This is a genomic window from Psychromonas arctica (assembly GCF_038155225.1).
Taxonomy (GTDB): Bacteria; Pseudomonadota; Gammaproteobacteria; order Enterobacterales; family Psychromonadaceae; genus Psychromonas; species Psychromonas arctica_B.
The window spans coordinates 1-17,475 of record NZ_JBAKBA010000003.1 but is presented as its reverse complement, the minus strand read 5'-3'; the positions used below and the strand labels follow the sequence as shown (position 1 = coordinate 17,475).

The following is a 17,475-nucleotide window of genomic DNA, read 5'->3' as shown; positions in this document are numbered from 1 at the left end:
GCCTTTGAGAAAGTAGTTATTTAGTGCCCTTCACAAAGCACTAAATAACTAGATTACTTCTCTTCGTAATGGCGATTGTCATGCACTTGTTGCAACATTACTCGACTTTCATTTAAGAATAACTCCGAGTAATCTCCCATCCAATTCGTCACAGACTTAAAGCGAGCAATAAACTCTTCACGATTGTTGTTTTCTAACAGTTCAATCGCATCAGCAAAGTGTTTATGGTAACGCTTTATCATGGTTAGGTTATTTTTTTGCGATAAGATAATGTCAGCATATAAAGCAGGCTCTTGTGCAAATAAACGCCCTACCATTGCTAGTTCTAAGCGATAAATAGGCGAGCTTAGGTCTAACAACTGTTCTAAGTCTGCATCGACTTCTTGTAAATGCACACCGTAAACAAAGCTCGTAAAGTGACGTAATGCTTGAATCAAGGTCATTGACTCATCATGCGTTGGTGCTGCCACAGGGTATAAATGGGCGCCCCAAATTTTCATTTGATCAATTAACCATTGGTACTTTTCAGGATTACGTCCATCACAGTAAACAATAACTTGTTTTGCAAAGCTTGAGATATCAGGACCAAACATAGGGTGTAAACCGACGACAGGACCTTTATGTACCGCTAACATCTCAGTTAAAGGAGCGTCTTTGATGCTAGTAATATCCGTTAAAATACAATCTTCAGGTAAGAAAGTAAGTTGCTTAATCACATCAACAGTCACATCAATTGGCGAACCAACAATAACTAATCCAGCTTTACTACAAATAGCTTCAGCTTGGTCCCAGTTTGCACGACCTAAAATATCGACGTCATAACCAGATAATTTAAACATTTCAACAAAACGCTGACCTAATAAACCATTACCACCAATAATAACAATACGTTTCATCGCAGGGTTAACTGTTTTGAAACCTGTCTCATTTTCACTAGCATAAGATTCACGCATAGTACGACGTAAGATATCTTCAATCAGGTTTGCAGGTACGCCTTTCTTTTCAGCTTCTTCACGGCGCTTAGCTAACATCGCAGCTTCACGTTCAGGCACATAAATAGGCAAGCCATGCTTAGTTTTCACTTCGCCAACTTCACCTACTAGGCGTAAACGCTCTGCTAATAAATCAATTATTTGCTGGTCTACAGCATCAATCTGATCTCTTAATTTACTTAAAGGCATAATTTACTTCTTATTTGTTCTGGACAGTATCTTTTAATAATACGGCCGCTTGCTCTAATAATTCACAGGTCGTTTGCCAATCAATACACGCATCCGTTACTGATACACCGTATTGCAGTTTATCAGCAGGTAATGACGCAGGTTGATTACCCGCATTAATATGACTTTCTAGCATAATACCGATGATAGATGTATTGCCATCAACTACTTGGCGGAATACATTTTTTGCTACTAATGGTTGTAGTTCATGATTCTTATTAGAGTTCTCATGACTACAATCAACAATAAGAATGCTTTCCATTTTAGCTTTAACTAAAGCTTGCTCAGCTAATGCGACATTGATTGAATCGTAGTTTGGTTTACCACCACCGCCACGTAAAATAACGTGACCATCTTTATTACCAGCAGTTTGTAATAAAGCACTTTGCCCAGCTTGGTTAATGCCCATAAAACGATGTGGTGCAGAAGCTGATTGCATTGCATTAACTGCAGTAGATAGGCTACCGTCAGTACCATTTTTAAAGCCAACTGGCATTGATAAGCCACTCGCCATTTCACGGTGTGTTTGAGATTCTGTCGTACGAGCACCAATCGCTGCCCAACTAAATAAATCACCGATGTATTGTGGGCTAATTGGGTCTAATGCTTCAGTAGCAATAGGTAAGCCTAATTCAGCAATCCATAACAATAATTCACGTGCTCTTTTAAGACCTGTTTCGATATCGAATGAATCATCCATATGAGGGTCATTAATTAAACCTTTCCAACCAACAGTGGTACGTGGTTTTTCAAAATAAACTCGCATTACAATATATAAAGTATCTTTATATTGATCACGTAACTCTTTCAAACGCGTTGCATAATCTTTAGCAGCTTCGATATCATGAATTGAACAAGGACCGCAGATCACTAAAAAACGAGGGTCTTTTTTGTGCACGATATTAGATATAGTTTGACGAGATTCGTTAATGAATTGATACACACTATCAGAAGCGGGCAAAGACGCTTTAAGCTCTGCAGGTGTGATTAAAACGGTTTCTGATTCGATGTGGATATTTTCATTTGTTTGCGTAGTCATTTTACTCTCATTGACAATTAATAGTGAAAACATAATAGCATAGCAAAATAATAGATCATGCGATTAAGCGATAGTGGTTAAATAAATGCAGTTTTAATCAAATTAACACCTAAATTATCGCGCTTTGTTTTACAATAAAGCACAGAAATCGTTTATTTAGTTATCTCTACTAACGTTCATAACCAAAGGTGTTTAATATCAAGATGCAGACAATTACTCCCCATATTATGACGTCATGGTCTGAAATAGAAAAACTAAAGGAAGATTGGAACCCGTTATTACAACAATCTGATGCAGATAATATTTTCTTAACATGGCAATGGATAGAGAGTTGGAAGAAGACTTGCTCACCTAATACCAAGCCATTTTTTGTGGTACTAAAACAAGCACAGCAAGTTGTCGCTATTGCTCCCTTTTATATTCAGCCTTATCGTTTATTCAAATTTTTTACTTATCAAGTATTAAGGTTTGCTGGAGATCAAGGTATCGGCTCTGAATATTCTAATTTCATCGTCAAACAAGAACAGACAATTCAATTAAAAGCTTTATTGTGGTCAACCTTATTAACTAGCGTTCAAGCATCACAGTGGGATCTTATTTGGTATAGTAACGTAGCCAGCTGGACTAAAGGAGGAGAAACGTTACTGACTTCACTGCAAAAGACGCCACAGCTAAATATGAAATCTCGCGTTGTAGAATTTGCGAATACTGAACTCAAAAACGTATCAGAACAAGTATTACCTTCGCTATCTAAAAGCTTACGCACCAACATAAAACAAACACAAAATTATTTAAGTCGACAAGGTGATTGGCAGGTGAGCTTTTGTGATGATCCGTCATTACTTGAAAAAGAGTTAAATCGACTATTTGAATTGCATAATTTACGTTGGCAAAATGCAGGCTTACAAGGTTCATTTGAAAGACGCCCTGAGATGGCCGCTTTTTATCAAGACTTTGCAGTTAAAGCACTACAGCAAGGTTGGTTACGATTAGCCAAATTACAATGTGAAGGTGTCACGCAAGCAATGCAAATCGGTTACGTTTATCAAAGTCAGTTTTTTGCATTACAAGAAGGGTTTAATGCTGATTTTCAGAATGGTATCGGGCAAGTTTTACGTTATCATGTTTTTCAGCAATGTTTAAAAGAACAACTCAGCGATTATGACTTTTTAGGCGTGTATACTAATCATAAAAGACGTTGGTTAGCACAAAAACGAGAAGGGCAAAATTTACTTATTTGGCCAAATAAAATCAAAAACGTATTGTTTAAATTAATGACTATTTGGCCAACCGGTAAATATTTTAAACCTCAAAAAATATAGTATTTGAAAGGCACTTTTAGCCACTTTATTAATATTTAACGTTTAAAAATATCTAACCTTTCAAATTAGCTTTCAAATTAGCTTTCACAGTTATAAATAAACACTAACTCCAAGAGATAGCGGTAATGAACTCTTTATCTTCACTGATATGTGCAGATAACGCTAAGGTAATAATCGGCACTTTTTGATGATATCCGCGACTCAACCATCCTAATGATGGGGTTTGTTGATCATCTGATACTTCACCTTTGATTAACGTAGCTTGCATTTTTTCAGGCAATTTAATAACCACTAAATTTTCAGCTAACGTTAAAGTACAAATCCCTTCTTTGATTTCTATATTTTGACAATCTTCTGAAAAGTGGAAATAAATAACAGCATCATGCTGACCTTGTGTTGCTAATGAATCTACAATATTAATTTGTTTTTTCTGCACATCTAAATCGATACTACGTTGATGATTTACTGGAGAACCTAAACGTTTGTAACCATCATGTTCGGCGACAATTTTACCGCCAAATTCAGTAGGAGACCAAATTGAACACACTGACTGTGCATGTGACTCCCACATAAAAGGCCCTGTCATTACAGATTGGTCAAGGCCATCAATCTCGATAGTATTATGCGCTCTTGTTTTTCGGAAATGGTTACGCCATTGTGGAAAGCTAAAGTAATCATAAGTGCCCGTATCAACAAATAAATCCTGTTGATTAATACGAACAACACAACTCAATGCATCTGCATGTCCATGAGCAGCTATTGCTGTATAACCTAGTTCAGCGACATCCATTAAAATGCTGGCCTGGTTTTTATCACTCAATTTACCAGCTTGTAACAAATAATACCCAGAGTCTGTAAAGGCGACGGGGCTTAATTCTCTTTCATTTGGGTTAATCTGATTAATAGGTTGTTGTCTGTTATTAAACAGCCAAAATGAAGACTCACTTGCTTGCTTTAAACCTTGTGTAAAGATGGTGTCATCATATAAATGACTCACAACATCACACAGTGCATTGATATCATGCACATGGTCACCAAGATCTAAAACATAACCATCATCTTGATCGCCTAACATAGGGTAATGTTGGCCACCTTCTGCAATCGTTGCAATAAAATGACTTAAACGATTAAGCGTTTGCCAATAAGCAGGAGAAAACGAATCATCACTCCACTTCCCGGTTAAACCAGTTAATAAGTAAAATTGAAATACAAAAAACTGATAACTAAAGGCATGTTCTTTAGTACAACCATCAGCAAAGGTTTGTGCTTGTATCTCTTTTTCTAATACTTTCTTACTTTGCTCTTGCCATTGCTTGGCATCTTTAAGCATTGAAAAGTAACAAGCAGCAATATAAACGCCTGCGGCTTCGCCCACTAAATGATTATTTGCAGAAGTACCTTGTGAAAACTTCCCACTCACGTCACGACAATGTAAAAAAACACTTTCTAATAATCGTTGTTTAAAATCACCAGTAAATAATCCAGAATCTTTGATTAAATCGATTGTCCATACCCAGCTAATTAAACGAATAGCCAATTCTAATGGGCTACGCCAATTCATCCCTTTACCGTATGGATTTTCATCTAACCAATGCGTCATTTGTTCTACGGCTGCTTGTGCGTACTTAATATCATCAGATACTTTATATGCTCGCGCTAACACCACCATTTGATGATGACGATTTGGTTCCCATACTAATTTACAATCACCGTTATTTTTAAAATCTCGGTAATTAACTGAAAGTATATGACCAAGTTTTGAATAGATACCTGCACTATGATCTTTATGCCAATTAATAGGTGATTCTAAGTGGTGATCTTTTAAATCAAAATAACTAAGCTTATGCTCCATAATAGACTCAGCATGAGTTAATAAAGGCGTTAACCATTGCTCATTATAATGTTCGACTTGCCCTTCAAAAACACTAAACCCAGGTTCAAAGCTAGATTCAGCATCATAGGTATCAACAAATTCAGCTTTAGGCACTTTATTAAATTGAACGCGTGCTCGTTCAGCCCAGGCATCACTTAATGAAGTCACTCGCCATTTTATCTCACTGACAGACATCATTTGAATTCGTTTAATATACCAAGTAAGGGATTGCATAATTATTTAGTCTCGTAAATTGTTATTCAGATGGATGAAGGTAAGCATAAATAAATTTACTTAACTGCATTTCAGCGACAGCTATAGCTTTACCATCAAAATCAAGGCTAATAGCAATTAATGTTGCCCCAGGTTGCCCTTGTAATGCAGATTTCACTTCGGCCAGTTTAGCTATTTTTTTATCACTTGTTAGTACACCATTAATGACATACCAAGAAGCAATCATTCGATATCGATGAGAAGATTTTTTTAAGAGTAAAAAATTAGTTTCTTGTAGGTTTCGACTATTTAGCAGTGCTAATTTTTTATCTTCAATTCGATCCCAAAATTGCTTATCAAAAAGATAATTTTCCACATAAATCATCTCACTTGCTTGTTCCTGTTTAATATAGTCAGCAAGATAAACTTGAAAGCCTAATGCGTCCTTAGTGTAATAAAAGAAGCGCTCTTTAGTGACTCCTTGTGAATAAGGCTTCCAATTGGGGCTATTACTTTTATTACTACTCACCATCTCATAGTTTTTTACATTAGGTACTGTTAATGCGTAGTTTTCGTCATATCGAGAAGGGATCCAATGTGAAGCACCAACGAATAAAATTAAAATAGAAAAAGTCGCTATAGTTTGAGGTTTATTAATTTTGTTAATCGGGGAAGATGCAGCATCTAATATCTCATTCGTTCCATTAGCAATGCTTTGATTCGGCTCTTTTTGAGAGTCATCAAAATAGGTGCGTGCGATATAAATAAGCGGCAATAAACAAATAGCAAAAACAATCCAACCGAAGGTTAGATGATCATGCACAATAAAGTGATTCATTTCAGTGTAAGTACCCACCACAATGATAATAATGATACGTAACCAATTGGCTATAATGGCAATAGCCAAACAAATGAACAAAAACCAAAGTGTTTTTTTAGTACTTAATTTATTGAAATACCCAACGCAAAAAGCCAACAGAGCAGATACCATAAAAAAGCCTAAACCAGAACAAGCAGGCTCAACATCAAACATCCCACCAGCGGTAGATAATCTAAAATGATCGCGATCTACAGCAATACCAATTAACTCAGGCCCCCACTGCCCTGCTTGTGTCGATAGCTCTCGTAAAGGAAACTGTAAAACGTTCCAAACAGGTAAAATAAGTAGCAACATCAATAAAGGCACAAAGAAAGACTTAACAACACTCCAGCCATAAAAACAGAAAATTAAAGAGAGCATTGAGCTGAAAAAAGCCAACTGTTGTAACTGTTGAATACTAGATAGTTGAGCAACTAATGCAATCAGGAGACACGCCACTAAACAACATAAACCAAAACCATATTGTTGTTTTGATAAAGTGGTAGCAGTTAGATTTTTACGCTGTAAATAAAAGACATAACAAACAACTAGAATGCCTAAAAAACCGTGACTGTAAGGTCCATCACTATTCCATTCATCAAAAATGCTCAATAATACTGATACGTTAACCGTTGACAGTAAAATCAAAGAAGCAATAAATAAAAAATGGCCTGAAATACGCTTAAACAAAATACTATCCTTTTAGCCAATTAGTGACTGTAATACTGCATCAAACTACATCAATATTTCTTTATAGACTGCAACTGTTCTTTCTGCGACACGCTCAGAGTGATACAGATCAAGCGCTAATTTTTTAGCTTTATCATGCATCTTTTTCGACAAGTCAGAGTTTGTTAAAATACCAATATTAATTAAATAATTGAAAAATATCAGGTTAGAAGAAAAATATTGTCATAAGCACAAAACTAATGAACTAGATTAGCTATAAATTTAAAATAGGATTCTATATTTTTTAACAGCAATGTCTAAGCTAAAATCTTAAACATTGTGAATTTAATGATAAAAAGATATTATTTTCATCATTAACTAAATAAAAGGGGCTGTTAGTACAGCTAACAAAAAATGCCTATACTAAAGACTATAATTCTAAGGCTTATTTTTAATCTTGGTATTTTTTCATTCTTCCATTACATTCATCGCAAAAAGATCACCATTCTTTATGCTCATAGTATCGTAAAAAGCAGCGATATTAATTCAAGTTTATGGCAACCTCTACGAACTCAACATAACACCGATGAACTAACGTTTACACTCTCAACGTTAAGCAAAAGATACCAATTTATATCTTTATCAACAGCGATTAAAATACTTAAAAAAGAAATAAAACCTATTAATAATGCACTAGTAATCACCTTAGACGATGGGTATTTAAATAATATCAAAGCTTCAGGGCCTATTTTTTCAAAGTTTAATATTCATCCGGCTATTTTTGTTTCTTCTGAACATACAGAAAAAAACATCCCCTTTTGGTTCGATAGGCTAGATTATGCATTACAACAAATTAAAGAAGATGGTTTTTCAACTCAAATTCTTGGAGAATCGTTTATGTTTGATTGTACTTCTCGTAAAAGGCTAACTACAAGTTATAGCGACTTTCGTCGTCGGATAAAATTGCAATTCAATGACGATCAAATAATGCGCAATTATTTGGATACATTATCAACATCGATAGAGATGCACACTGGTAAAGCCTTAAAAGACGTTATTAATGACGATATTTATGCACAAATAGCATCATGGAAAGAACTTAAAAGCGCGACTGAAAGATTTAATTTCGAAATAGGTAGCCATACAATTAACCATGCTCGTATAGGACTGCTAAATGAGAATGACATAGACATTGAATTATCCCATTCAAAACGAACAATAGAATATAAATTACAGCTAGCCTGCAACACATTTTGCTACCCAGATAACAGTTATAAAGATACAGCAGAAACCTTAGTAAAAAAATACTATCAATGTGCTTTAACCACCGACCCTGGACTTAATAAAGTTGGTGACAACATGATACAATTCAAACGCATGAATCTCCCAACAGGTACAAATCAATATAAGATTTTGTATAAGATATCTGCACTTAAACTGTCTCTTCAAAATACTATTTTAGGATAATTATTGTTTTATGAAAATATGCATCGTTGCACATTATGCTTATGGGGCTTTAACTGGCGAAGGTTCAGGACATATTGGTGGAGTTGAAAGGCAAACTGCTTTATTAAGTGAATGGTTAGTTAATAATGGCCATGACGTCACTGTTATAACTTGGGATGAAGGAGGAGAAAAAGTTCAAGTCGTCAATAAAATAAAAATAATAAAACTTTGTAATGTAGAAGATGGCTTTCCGATTTTACGATTTTTTACTCCACGTTGGAGCTCTTTAGTTAAAGCACTGAAACAAGCGGATGCAGAGCTTTACTATCATAACTGTGCTGAATATGTAACAGGGCAGGTGGCATTTTGGGCAAAAAACAATAATAAAGCGTTTATTTATACTGTAGCAAGTGATGCTGATTGCGAGAAAAGTTTTCCTAAATTACAAACTAAAAGAGATAGGTTTCTGTTTTTATATGGGTTGAAAAATGCGAATCAAATTATATGTCAAACTTATAAACAATTAGAATTATTAAAAAACAATTTCCAATTAGACTCTAAAGTCATTCCAATGCCTTCAACCCCCCCACAAGGCCAAGCAATCCCCGAACAACAATTTTCAGCAAAGAAAATAATCTGGGTAGGAAGAATTCAGCAAGTAAAGCGCATAGAATGGCTAATTGATATTGCAGAGGCTTTGCCTGATATTTCCTTTGAAGTTGTCGGCCCTGATAATCATAATGCTAAATATACCGATAATATTCTTCCAAGGGCTGATGTTCTAAAAAACATTAAGTTCCTAGGAAAAATAAGCCGAGAAAATATGCCAAGTGTTTATAAAGGAGCTTCAGCTTTATTAAACACATCTTTCTACGAAGGTTTCCCAAATACTTTTTTAGAAGCTTGGAGTTATGGAGTCCCAGTTATTAGCACAGTCGATCCAGATAATGTCATAACCAACAATAAACTGGGATTTTCATCCTCAGAACAACAGCAATTAATAGCAGCCATTAAAGACTTACTAGAAGATCAAAATTATTGGTTACAATGCTCTCAAAATAGCTACCAGTATTATTTAAAAAACCATGAAATGGAAATGGTACAAAAGCAATTTGAAAAAGAATTTTTAAAGTTATCGTATAACGCAAGAACACAACAACATTTTAATGAAATGAGTATAAATTGGGCTGATTATTATAATCACGAAGGATCTTCTATATCCCATTTAGATTTACAAGTAAGATCTAAGTTTGCTAGTCAATATCTAGATTCAATACAATTATGCAAAGAAAATACATTGATAGACGTAGGATGCGGGACGGGCGATGCAACACGTATATTTCAAAAAATAACAGGAGCAAAAATCCTTGGGGTTGATTTTGCTGAAGAAATGATAAACCACGCTAAGAATCTAGGCTCTCATAACATAAATTTCCAGGTCGCAGACGCAACATCTTTACCATTTTATAGCGAATCTGCAGAAGCACTTGTCTCCTTAGGTACAGTGGAATATATTCCGCAATATCAAAGAGCATTTTCAGAATTTAACAGAGTAATAAAAGTCGATGGTAAATTAATATTATCTGTACCAAACCAACACTCTATTTTCAGAAAACTACGAACTTTTGGTAAAAAAATTGTCAGGCCTATAAAGAGAGTTTTCAGTACTCCAAACCACATCACTGAGCAAGAATATCATAAGCAATGGAAAATGGATGAGTTGTTTAATGATTTAGAAAAAAACGGTTTTTTAATTCAAAATATCAACTACTTTAGTTACGGTTTTTTAAACCCTAAATTAGTTAATATGCGTCTCAACATTTCATTATGTGAAAAGTTAAATGAAAAAATAATGTCACAAAGTTTCTTAGCTAAGTATTTAGCTCATTCAACAATAGTTCTAGCAAATAAAATAGAAAACAAGAGCCAGTAAATGGAAAAAATAAAAGTATTAATTGTCATCAGTAATATGGAATTTGGTGGTGCACAACGTCAGATCGTTGAATTAGTCAATAATGTAGATAGGAATAAATTTGAATTACACGTTTGTTCTTTATCTAATTACGCTCCACTTGCTGAACAATTCAAGCAAGGAACGTCTTTGCATATCATACATAAGAAGAGTAAGTTTGACTTTTCTGTCGTTTGTAAATTGACTAAATTAATCAGAAAGCAACGTTTTGATGTTATCCATAGTTATTTATTTGATGCTGAAATTGCATCCCGATTAGCGGCCAAGCTTTCTAATACAGGAGTTACAGTGATTGGCTCAGAAAGAAATGCCAATTATACTTTAAAACCAATACAGAAAAAGGCTTACTTTCTTACCAAAAACTTAGTTTCAAATATTATAGCGAACTCTCAAAGTGGCGCAGATTATAATGCCAGTCAGACACAACAACCTAAAAATAAGTACCATGTGGTTTATAACGGGGTTGATACAACTAGATTTAATATAAGTGATAAAAAGCATATCAGAGAGAACTTAGGCATTGATATAAACACTAAATTAATAGGGATGTTTGCGAGCTTTAAACTACAAAAGAATCATCCTTTTTTAATTGCAGCTTTAGAACAACTAAAACAACAAGGTAATCACTTTAAGCTGTTATTAGTTGGTGATATGTTACATGGAGGGTTACATGGTTCAGATGACTATACTGAGCGCGTTAAAAATGAAATTGCTAACTCGAGTTTTGCTGAAGATGTTATTTTTTTAGGCAATAAAGATAATATTGAAGACATATACCCTGCGTGTGACTTTACTGTATTGCCATCGCTGTTTGAAGGTACACCTAATGTAGTACTCGAATCAATGGCATGTGGTATTCCATGCATTGCAACTAACGTATCAGATAATAACCGAATTATCGAACATGGGCATTCAGGTTATATTGTGGAGCTTGATGATATAAAAGCACTAACAGCCTATATGCATCAGCTTCTAAATGATCCAGTTCAGTTACAGATTTTCTCTCAGAATGCGCGAGATGTTATGATTAATAAGTTCTCTTCAGTAAAACTAGCAGAAAACATGTGTAATATTTACAAAAATGCGATGTGCAGGTAATAAGTATGGCAAAGAAAAAAATTGCATTTTTTAAAATGGGAAGTTTTTCTCATACAAATAACAAAGTAAAAGACATTTTAATCAATAATTTCCCAGAATATGAACTAGAAGTTATTGATATATGGGAGGACTTGATTAATATCAAAAATCCTATGCTTTGGTTATCTTGTGCAAAAGATTATTTGATTCCTGATTTACTTAAAAGACGAACCTTTATAGATAGTGTTTACCGAACTAAGTTTTTCTTTAATTTAGTAAGAAAAAGAGCACATCAATTAATTCAAGAAAAAAAATATATTTTTACATTTCAAACTCAATCGTTTTTTGATGTAAGCTTTCCTGGTATTCCTAATTTCCTGTACACAGATCATACGCATTTAGCCAATAAATATTACCCCGCATTTAATCCTAATAAGCTTTATCCCAATAAGTGGATTGAGCTTGAAAAAAGTGTTTACGCTAATGCAACTATCAATTTCACAATGAGTAACCATGTCTCTCGCTCTATGGCAGAACATTATAATTGTCCTCCACAACAAATAAAAAATGTATACGTAGGCAGCAACTCAAAAGTAACTGAAAACAAGTACAATGACTCACGTTATAACCGACAGAATATTTTATTTTTAGGGGTTGCATGGGAAAGAAAAGGAGGTCCTCAATTAGTTGAGGCATTTAAAATAGTAAGACGCAGTTTACCTAATGCGACATTAACAATTGTAGGATGTACTCCTAAAATAAACATAGAAAATTGTACTATTGTAGGACGTGTTTCCTTAAATGAGGTGAATCAATTTTATAGCCAAGCAAGCGTATTTTGTTTACCAACCAGATTAGAGCCATTTGGCATTGTTTTTATTGAAGCCTTTAGCAATAAGTTACCTGTAATTGCTTCCAATATTGGCGCGATTCCGGACTTTGTTAGCGAAGGAAAAAGTGGATATACAGTTAACCCTGATGATATAAAGAGTCTTGCCTCTCGCCTTATCGAATTATTATCTTCCCCAGAAAAATGCAAACAGTATGGAGAAGCCGGTTACAACTTAATTAAAGATAATTATACGTGGGAAAACACAGGTAAGATGATGCATGAAGAAATCATACATCATTTAAATAAGGTCAATTTGCGATAAAAGGACAACTTTCCATCAATAAGTCTAAATCTATTTTTATTTCATCACCGTTCGCCTGATCAACTATATTATTTATTGTCGTTTCTCTTTCGACAATAAACGGACCAGAATAACGTTTATTTATTGATTGGTAGTAATCATAAAATTTAAATTGAGTATGAGGAACAAACCCATTAAAATTAACATGAACATTAGGTATATTATAACTATCAGCAATTATAATTCCATGCAATGAACTCGATGCAATATAATCACATTCATTAATATGGTGAATAACATTATCAACAGAATCCGCCACACTAATAATTTTAACATCATCAAGATGATTCACTTGGGCCATTAACCATTCTTTAAAAAAGACATTTTTAGCTTCTGCATAATGAGCAATGATACCTAGTTTATATTTTTTAGTGGCCGACACATTAAACAAACGTTTATGTAACAAAGCAGGATCACCATAAACCTCTGGGCATTTCAATCCTGACTTTATTAGCTCTTGCCTTGATAATGGCCCTCTTACTGCATGAATACCTAACGGTGGAGTAATAACTTTACTACCTTCTGTAGCAAAACCAGCTCCCCAAACAAGCGTATTTCCATCAGCCCAATGTAAAATACTACCAACAACTAGATGACAAGGCTTATGATTTTTTTTAGGTATTTTATCTAAACGAACAGCCTTTTTCCCTGATATTTTTTCAATTAATACAGGGTTTAAATCATCACCAAAATTTTTAGGCTTAATACCAAATAATGCTAATTTACTTTTTCTTTGAAACCATTTTACATATATTTCTTTCATCGCACATTAGTACAGATAAATTTAAATTATCTGCATTCTCCTTGTTTATTCATTATTTGTATTAATTACTTTAATATCAAGAATTTCAGCTGCGTTTGGCAATCCAACTCCTGCATCTTTTATTTCCGATGAAAACTGATTTTCTACAGCACCTACGTCTATGCTACCTACAAACCTGTTATTATTATATATATCCTTATTTAAAACAGTTTCAAAAACGTCTTGGTATTGATCTAAGTAACTTTGCATATCATAACCGGATGCAAGTGCAGCTGAATCAGAAGAAAGAGCTTCATCTACTAACAAATCAGAAAAATCAGGGTTTTGATATAAGCATAACAAGCAATTAACATTATTTTCTTTTAATGAGCTTGATTCTGAAAAAACCAAATTACTTTTAACTAAAACATCATTATCAGTGGACTCTACAAACAAATCATTTCCAGCTTCATTATTTCGATTAAACAGTATGTTATTTAAGAACACATATTCACCCGATGCAGCTTCTATTCCTTTATCATAATTTATAATGGTATTATTGATTGCGCCGCCTGAGGATCCTCCTCGGAAATGAATAGCACTTCCACTATCATATAAGCCTCCAGCCCAATCTGTATCCCACTCAGGATGTTGTATATTCTTAATTACATTACCAATTACCCAAGTGTTCAATGAACTATCTGTAGCAGCAATACCACCGGCACTATTAAATATCTCATTATTTACAACCCAAGTATTAGATGCTTTACTATGAATAATAATCCCACCGCCTGATGAGCTATTATTCTTGTGTCTCACAAAGCCCCATATGCGATTATTAATAATTAAAGTATCATCAGCAGCTTTAATATCAACACCATTTTCTAAATTTTCATAAAAATCATTATCGGTAATATAGACGCCCTTACTTCTTTCTCCATCATTTACTGTTGCATTACCTATTTGAACAGAATCACCACCAAGGTTATAGATCTCATTTTTTACAACCCAAATTCGATCGGAATTTTTAGTCACTTTTACACCATGATAATCATTTTCAATACTTTCTCCAAGTGAAGGGTCTGAATCTATAAAACTTTTCCCATAACTATGTATAGTATTGTTATATATAATAATATCATGAAATCTTTTGTCTTTACGCCCCTCTACAGCAATAACTGCAGATGAACTATTTGCTACTTCACCTGTACCTTCAAAGAAGCTATTTCTTATTGTTGCATGATGTACATAGCTACTATTATTAGAACGGAATCCTAGTTTTTGTTTTATAAAATTTAAATTCTCTAAAATAACATATTGTCCTTTAACGATCATTTCACCAGATATATTACCGAGCTCACTAGAAGATAGACCTCGTATCCAAATAGGTTTTTCAGGAGCCCCATTTGCATTAAATATGATTTGTCCTCCCCCGTTATAAGGACCTCCGTGTATTTCAATATATGAACCAGCTTCATAAGTTATTTCAGGAATAGTACTGCGTGGTTTGTCTGGGCTACCATAAGTATTATTAGAGTTTGTCGCATTAGAAGAACTAGAATCAATATAATAAGCAGGTAAACCTGACTCACTAGCTACCTCCCAAGACTCTGGTGCTTCACCTGATATAGGATTGACAATTTCTCCAGTGTCGCTTGTCCCCCAATTATCAATAGGATTTGGCACACCATTTGGTAATTCATACGCACAAACAGTAAAGCTTGTACTTACAAAAATAAAAGACATCATTTTTATGATGTTTAGACAATTAAGAACACGCATTATATTTATCCTTTTTAATATTTATATCGTATCTATTTGAGTAGCAGTCTCCAAAACCACTACATATTCCCTAAATAATTTACTTAAAAACAAAATATTTACTTTTATACTTATCATTAGGGGTAATTAAATCACTTATCAAACCTTTATTTACTTTATCTCTTTCTAATTTAACTCTTAGCATTAAAAACATAGCAACCCACATTCCAACTGCGCCTTCTCGTGGGTAAAAAGTTTGGCTCCCCATCCCTGCAATTAAAAAAGCAAGTATTAAGGCTAAAGACATGCCACCAGTTACGACATAAATGCGTTCAGTATTATCTCTATATAAATTCCATGAATATTTAACCATTAAAAAATAAAATATAAAAACAGGGAGGGCTCCAATAAAACCATTATCTTGCAACCACTGTAAATATAAATTATGAGGGTGGGGAAAAGTCTCACCAATTCCATGTTCGATCATGATTTGTTGTGTAATACCAATATTTTTCATTGCCTCTCGACCATAACCTAAAAAAGGTGCGTTCTTTATAGATTCCCATACAAGAGGCCAAGCAATTACTCGCCCTGACGTTACCGATTGAAGATCGACATCATCACTGGTAGAAAAATCAATTTGTTCATTTACAATCTCATTATCGGGCTGAGATACAATACCTTGAGTTAACCGCTCAATAGCGGAAGGTGCTATAACTAAAACTAAGCCTAGTACTAAAGGTGCAAACCACAAATACTTTTTCCATTTAAATAAACAATAAACAACACCAAGTATTGCCCATGTTGCATAACCAGTTCTTCCTCCTGTCATTGCCATCGCTAATAATATGCTAATGCATGAAGGTATTATTATATAAAAATGAACTTTATTGCTAACAAACTCTTTCAAACAAAATACTAACCAAAATGCTCCACTCATCATCATTGACATATTCACACGATGATAACCAACACTTCGAGAAATAACCTTCAATGCTCGCCTTTGTAGCTGTTCACCACTCATTCCTAATGAGCCAAATTTCATTGATTTAATCACTTGTAAAGCTAACAAAACAAACATTAAGGCAAGCATCACAACGGAAAAATTATATTGCTTCCGAGTCTTACAACCATCGAAAACAATTAAAGCAGGAAGCACCCATTTAAAACAATTAATTAAATATTCATTGATTGCAGAGACCCCAAGGTCATAAGAAACACCAAAAGTGGCATCTAACTCAAGCACTCCAGACGGGTCACTTAAATATCGAATAACGCTTAATACAATAAAAAAGGCATAAAAAAACAATAAAAAATTCAAATGTTTAGGCATTTCCCAAGTTAGTTGTTCTTTTTTACGATTAACAAGCCAAGACATTACGACATTTAAAAATAAAAAATTCCAATGATTTAAACCAGGTACCCCTGCGATTGATTTTGGCGTATCAGGATGTTGAAAAATAGCCATTAATAACACTAGCCAACAGGCAGCCTTAAACCAGTCTTTCCAAGCAAAAGCAGATAAATACATAATAAGTAGTGTTAATAAAGTAATTCGAATCAATGGTTTTCTCCATTTTTTGACAAAATGTGCTCCACCAAAGTAAAGATGAAAACACTTTTTGGTTTAAAATTCATGCTTAATTAAATCAGTTACAAAAGATTTTAAAAACACTTAATATTGATTTAAATAAAAAACATTAGATGTCGCATTAAAAATCAAAGTAACAAGTAAATATTTGTATTAAATCGATATTCATCGACAGAAATATAAGGCAAACCGGCATGCTAAAAAACATGAAAAAATAATATTCCTACATATCTATTTAATTTCCAATTATATACCACACTAAAACCAATTTATTAACTTAAATGACTGAACGTTCAAACATCTGCTTTTTATAAAAATAAAAAATCACATCACAAAAAGCCCTAAAAAATTATTTGAGATAACTCCCCCTTAAAAAACATTAGAAATCACTTTTAATTTTTTGTTAATGTCGTCACTTTACAATAAAATTTCATCTTACTTACTAGGGCGTGTTGATCTTTGATGCTCAATAATTACTCAGCATGTATAGGGGGCCAC

General features: G+C 33.9%; 12 protein-coding genes. 5 read left to right on the top strand and 7 right to left on the bottom strand.

Features of this window, described 5'->3' with window-relative positions:
- Positions 1 to 53: 53 nt before the first annotated feature.
- On the bottom strand, positions 54 to 1,181 hold the full coding sequence (tyrA, locus tag V6255_RS02060) for a bifunctional chorismate mutase/prephenate dehydrogenase (protein ID WP_037050809.1): 1,128 nt from the start codon (positions 1,179 to 1,181) through the stop codon (positions 54 to 56).
- Between the two features lie 10 nt (positions 1,182 to 1,191).
- Positions 1,192 to 2,259, bottom strand: a complete 1,068-nt coding sequence (locus tag V6255_RS02055) for a 3-deoxy-7-phosphoheptulonate synthase (RefSeq protein ID WP_341626657.1) — start codon at positions 2,257 to 2,259, stop codon at positions 1,192 to 1,194.
- Positions 2,260 to 2,462: 203 nt separating this feature from the next.
- Here V6255_RS02055 and V6255_RS02050 point away from each other — a divergent pair, with 203 nt between their 5' ends.
- Positions 2,463 to 3,581 carry a GNAT family N-acetyltransferase gene (locus V6255_RS02050; RefSeq protein ID WP_341626656.1) on the top strand — a complete coding sequence of 373 codons (1,119 nt, stop codon included), beginning with the start codon at positions 2,463 to 2,465 and terminating at the stop codon, positions 3,579 to 3,581.
- Between the two features lie 103 nt (positions 3,582 to 3,684).
- Here the strand turns inward: V6255_RS02050 and V6255_RS02045 are convergent, their stop codons facing one another.
- Together V6255_RS02045 and V6255_RS02040 are read right to left on the bottom strand one after the other, a co-directional pair.
- Positions 3,685 to 5,652: an alginate lyase family protein gene (locus tag V6255_RS02045; RefSeq protein WP_341626655.1), complete on the bottom strand. Its 1,968-nt coding sequence runs from the start codon at positions 5,650 to 5,652 to the stop codon at positions 3,685 to 3,687.
- Between the two features lie 58 nt (positions 5,653 to 5,710).
- Positions 5,711 to 7,216 (bottom strand): exosortase C-terminal domain/associated protein EpsI, encoded by a 1,506-nt coding sequence (locus V6255_RS02040; RefSeq protein ID WP_341626654.1) that lies wholly within the window; start codon positions 7,214 to 7,216, stop codon positions 5,711 to 5,713.
- A gap of 393 nt (positions 7,217 to 7,609) precedes the next feature.
- Between V6255_RS02040 and V6255_RS02035 the strand changes: the two genes are divergently transcribed.
- The 4 genes from V6255_RS02035 to V6255_RS02020 are packed head-to-tail and all read left to right on the top strand — an operon-like array spanning position 7,610 to position 12,844.
- The gene (locus V6255_RS02035) at positions 7,610 to 8,662 is read left to right on the top strand and encodes a polysaccharide deacetylase family protein (RefSeq protein WP_341626653.1); all 1,053 of its coding nucleotides are present in this window, start codon (positions 7,610 to 7,612) and stop codon (positions 8,660 to 8,662) included.
- Positions 8,663 to 8,672: 10 nt separating this feature from the next.
- Complete coding sequence (locus V6255_RS02030) at positions 8,673 to 10,574, top strand: glycosyltransferase (RefSeq protein WP_341626652.1); 1,902 nt, start codon at positions 8,673 to 8,675, stop codon at positions 10,572 to 10,574.
- The gene (locus V6255_RS02025; RefSeq protein ID WP_341626651.1) at positions 10,575 to 11,711 is read left to right on the top strand and encodes a glycosyltransferase; all 1,137 of its coding nucleotides are present in this window, start codon (positions 10,575 to 10,577) and stop codon (positions 11,709 to 11,711) included. It begins immediately after the preceding gene.
- A 5-nt stretch (positions 11,712 to 11,716) separates the two neighbouring features.
- Complete coding sequence (locus tag V6255_RS02020; protein WP_341626650.1) at positions 11,717 to 12,844, top strand: glycosyltransferase family 4 protein; 1,128 nt, start codon at positions 11,717 to 11,719, stop codon at positions 12,842 to 12,844.
- On the opposite strand, the gene V6255_RS02015 is transcribed toward V6255_RS02020, so the two are convergent.
- The 3 genes from V6255_RS02015 to V6255_RS02005 form a co-directional block, all read right to left on the bottom strand.
- Positions 12,831 to 13,646, bottom strand: coding sequence for a polysaccharide pyruvyl transferase family protein (locus V6255_RS02015; protein WP_341626649.1), 816 nt, complete (start codon positions 13,644 to 13,646; stop codon positions 12,831 to 12,833). The genes V6255_RS02020 and V6255_RS02015 overlap by 14 nt on opposite strands.
- A 45-nt stretch (positions 13,647 to 13,691) precedes the next feature.
- On the bottom strand, positions 13,692 to 15,407 hold the full coding sequence (locus tag V6255_RS02010; protein ID WP_341626648.1) for a right-handed parallel beta-helix repeat-containing protein: 1,716 nt from the start codon (positions 15,405 to 15,407) through the stop codon (positions 13,692 to 13,694).
- 79 nt (positions 15,408 to 15,486) lie between these two features.
- Positions 15,487 to 16,950 carry an O-antigen ligase family protein gene (locus V6255_RS02005; RefSeq protein WP_341626647.1) on the bottom strand — a complete coding sequence of 488 codons (1,464 nt, stop codon included), beginning with the start codon at positions 16,948 to 16,950 and terminating at the stop codon, positions 15,487 to 15,489.
- Positions 16,951 to 17,475 lie beyond the last annotated feature (525 nt).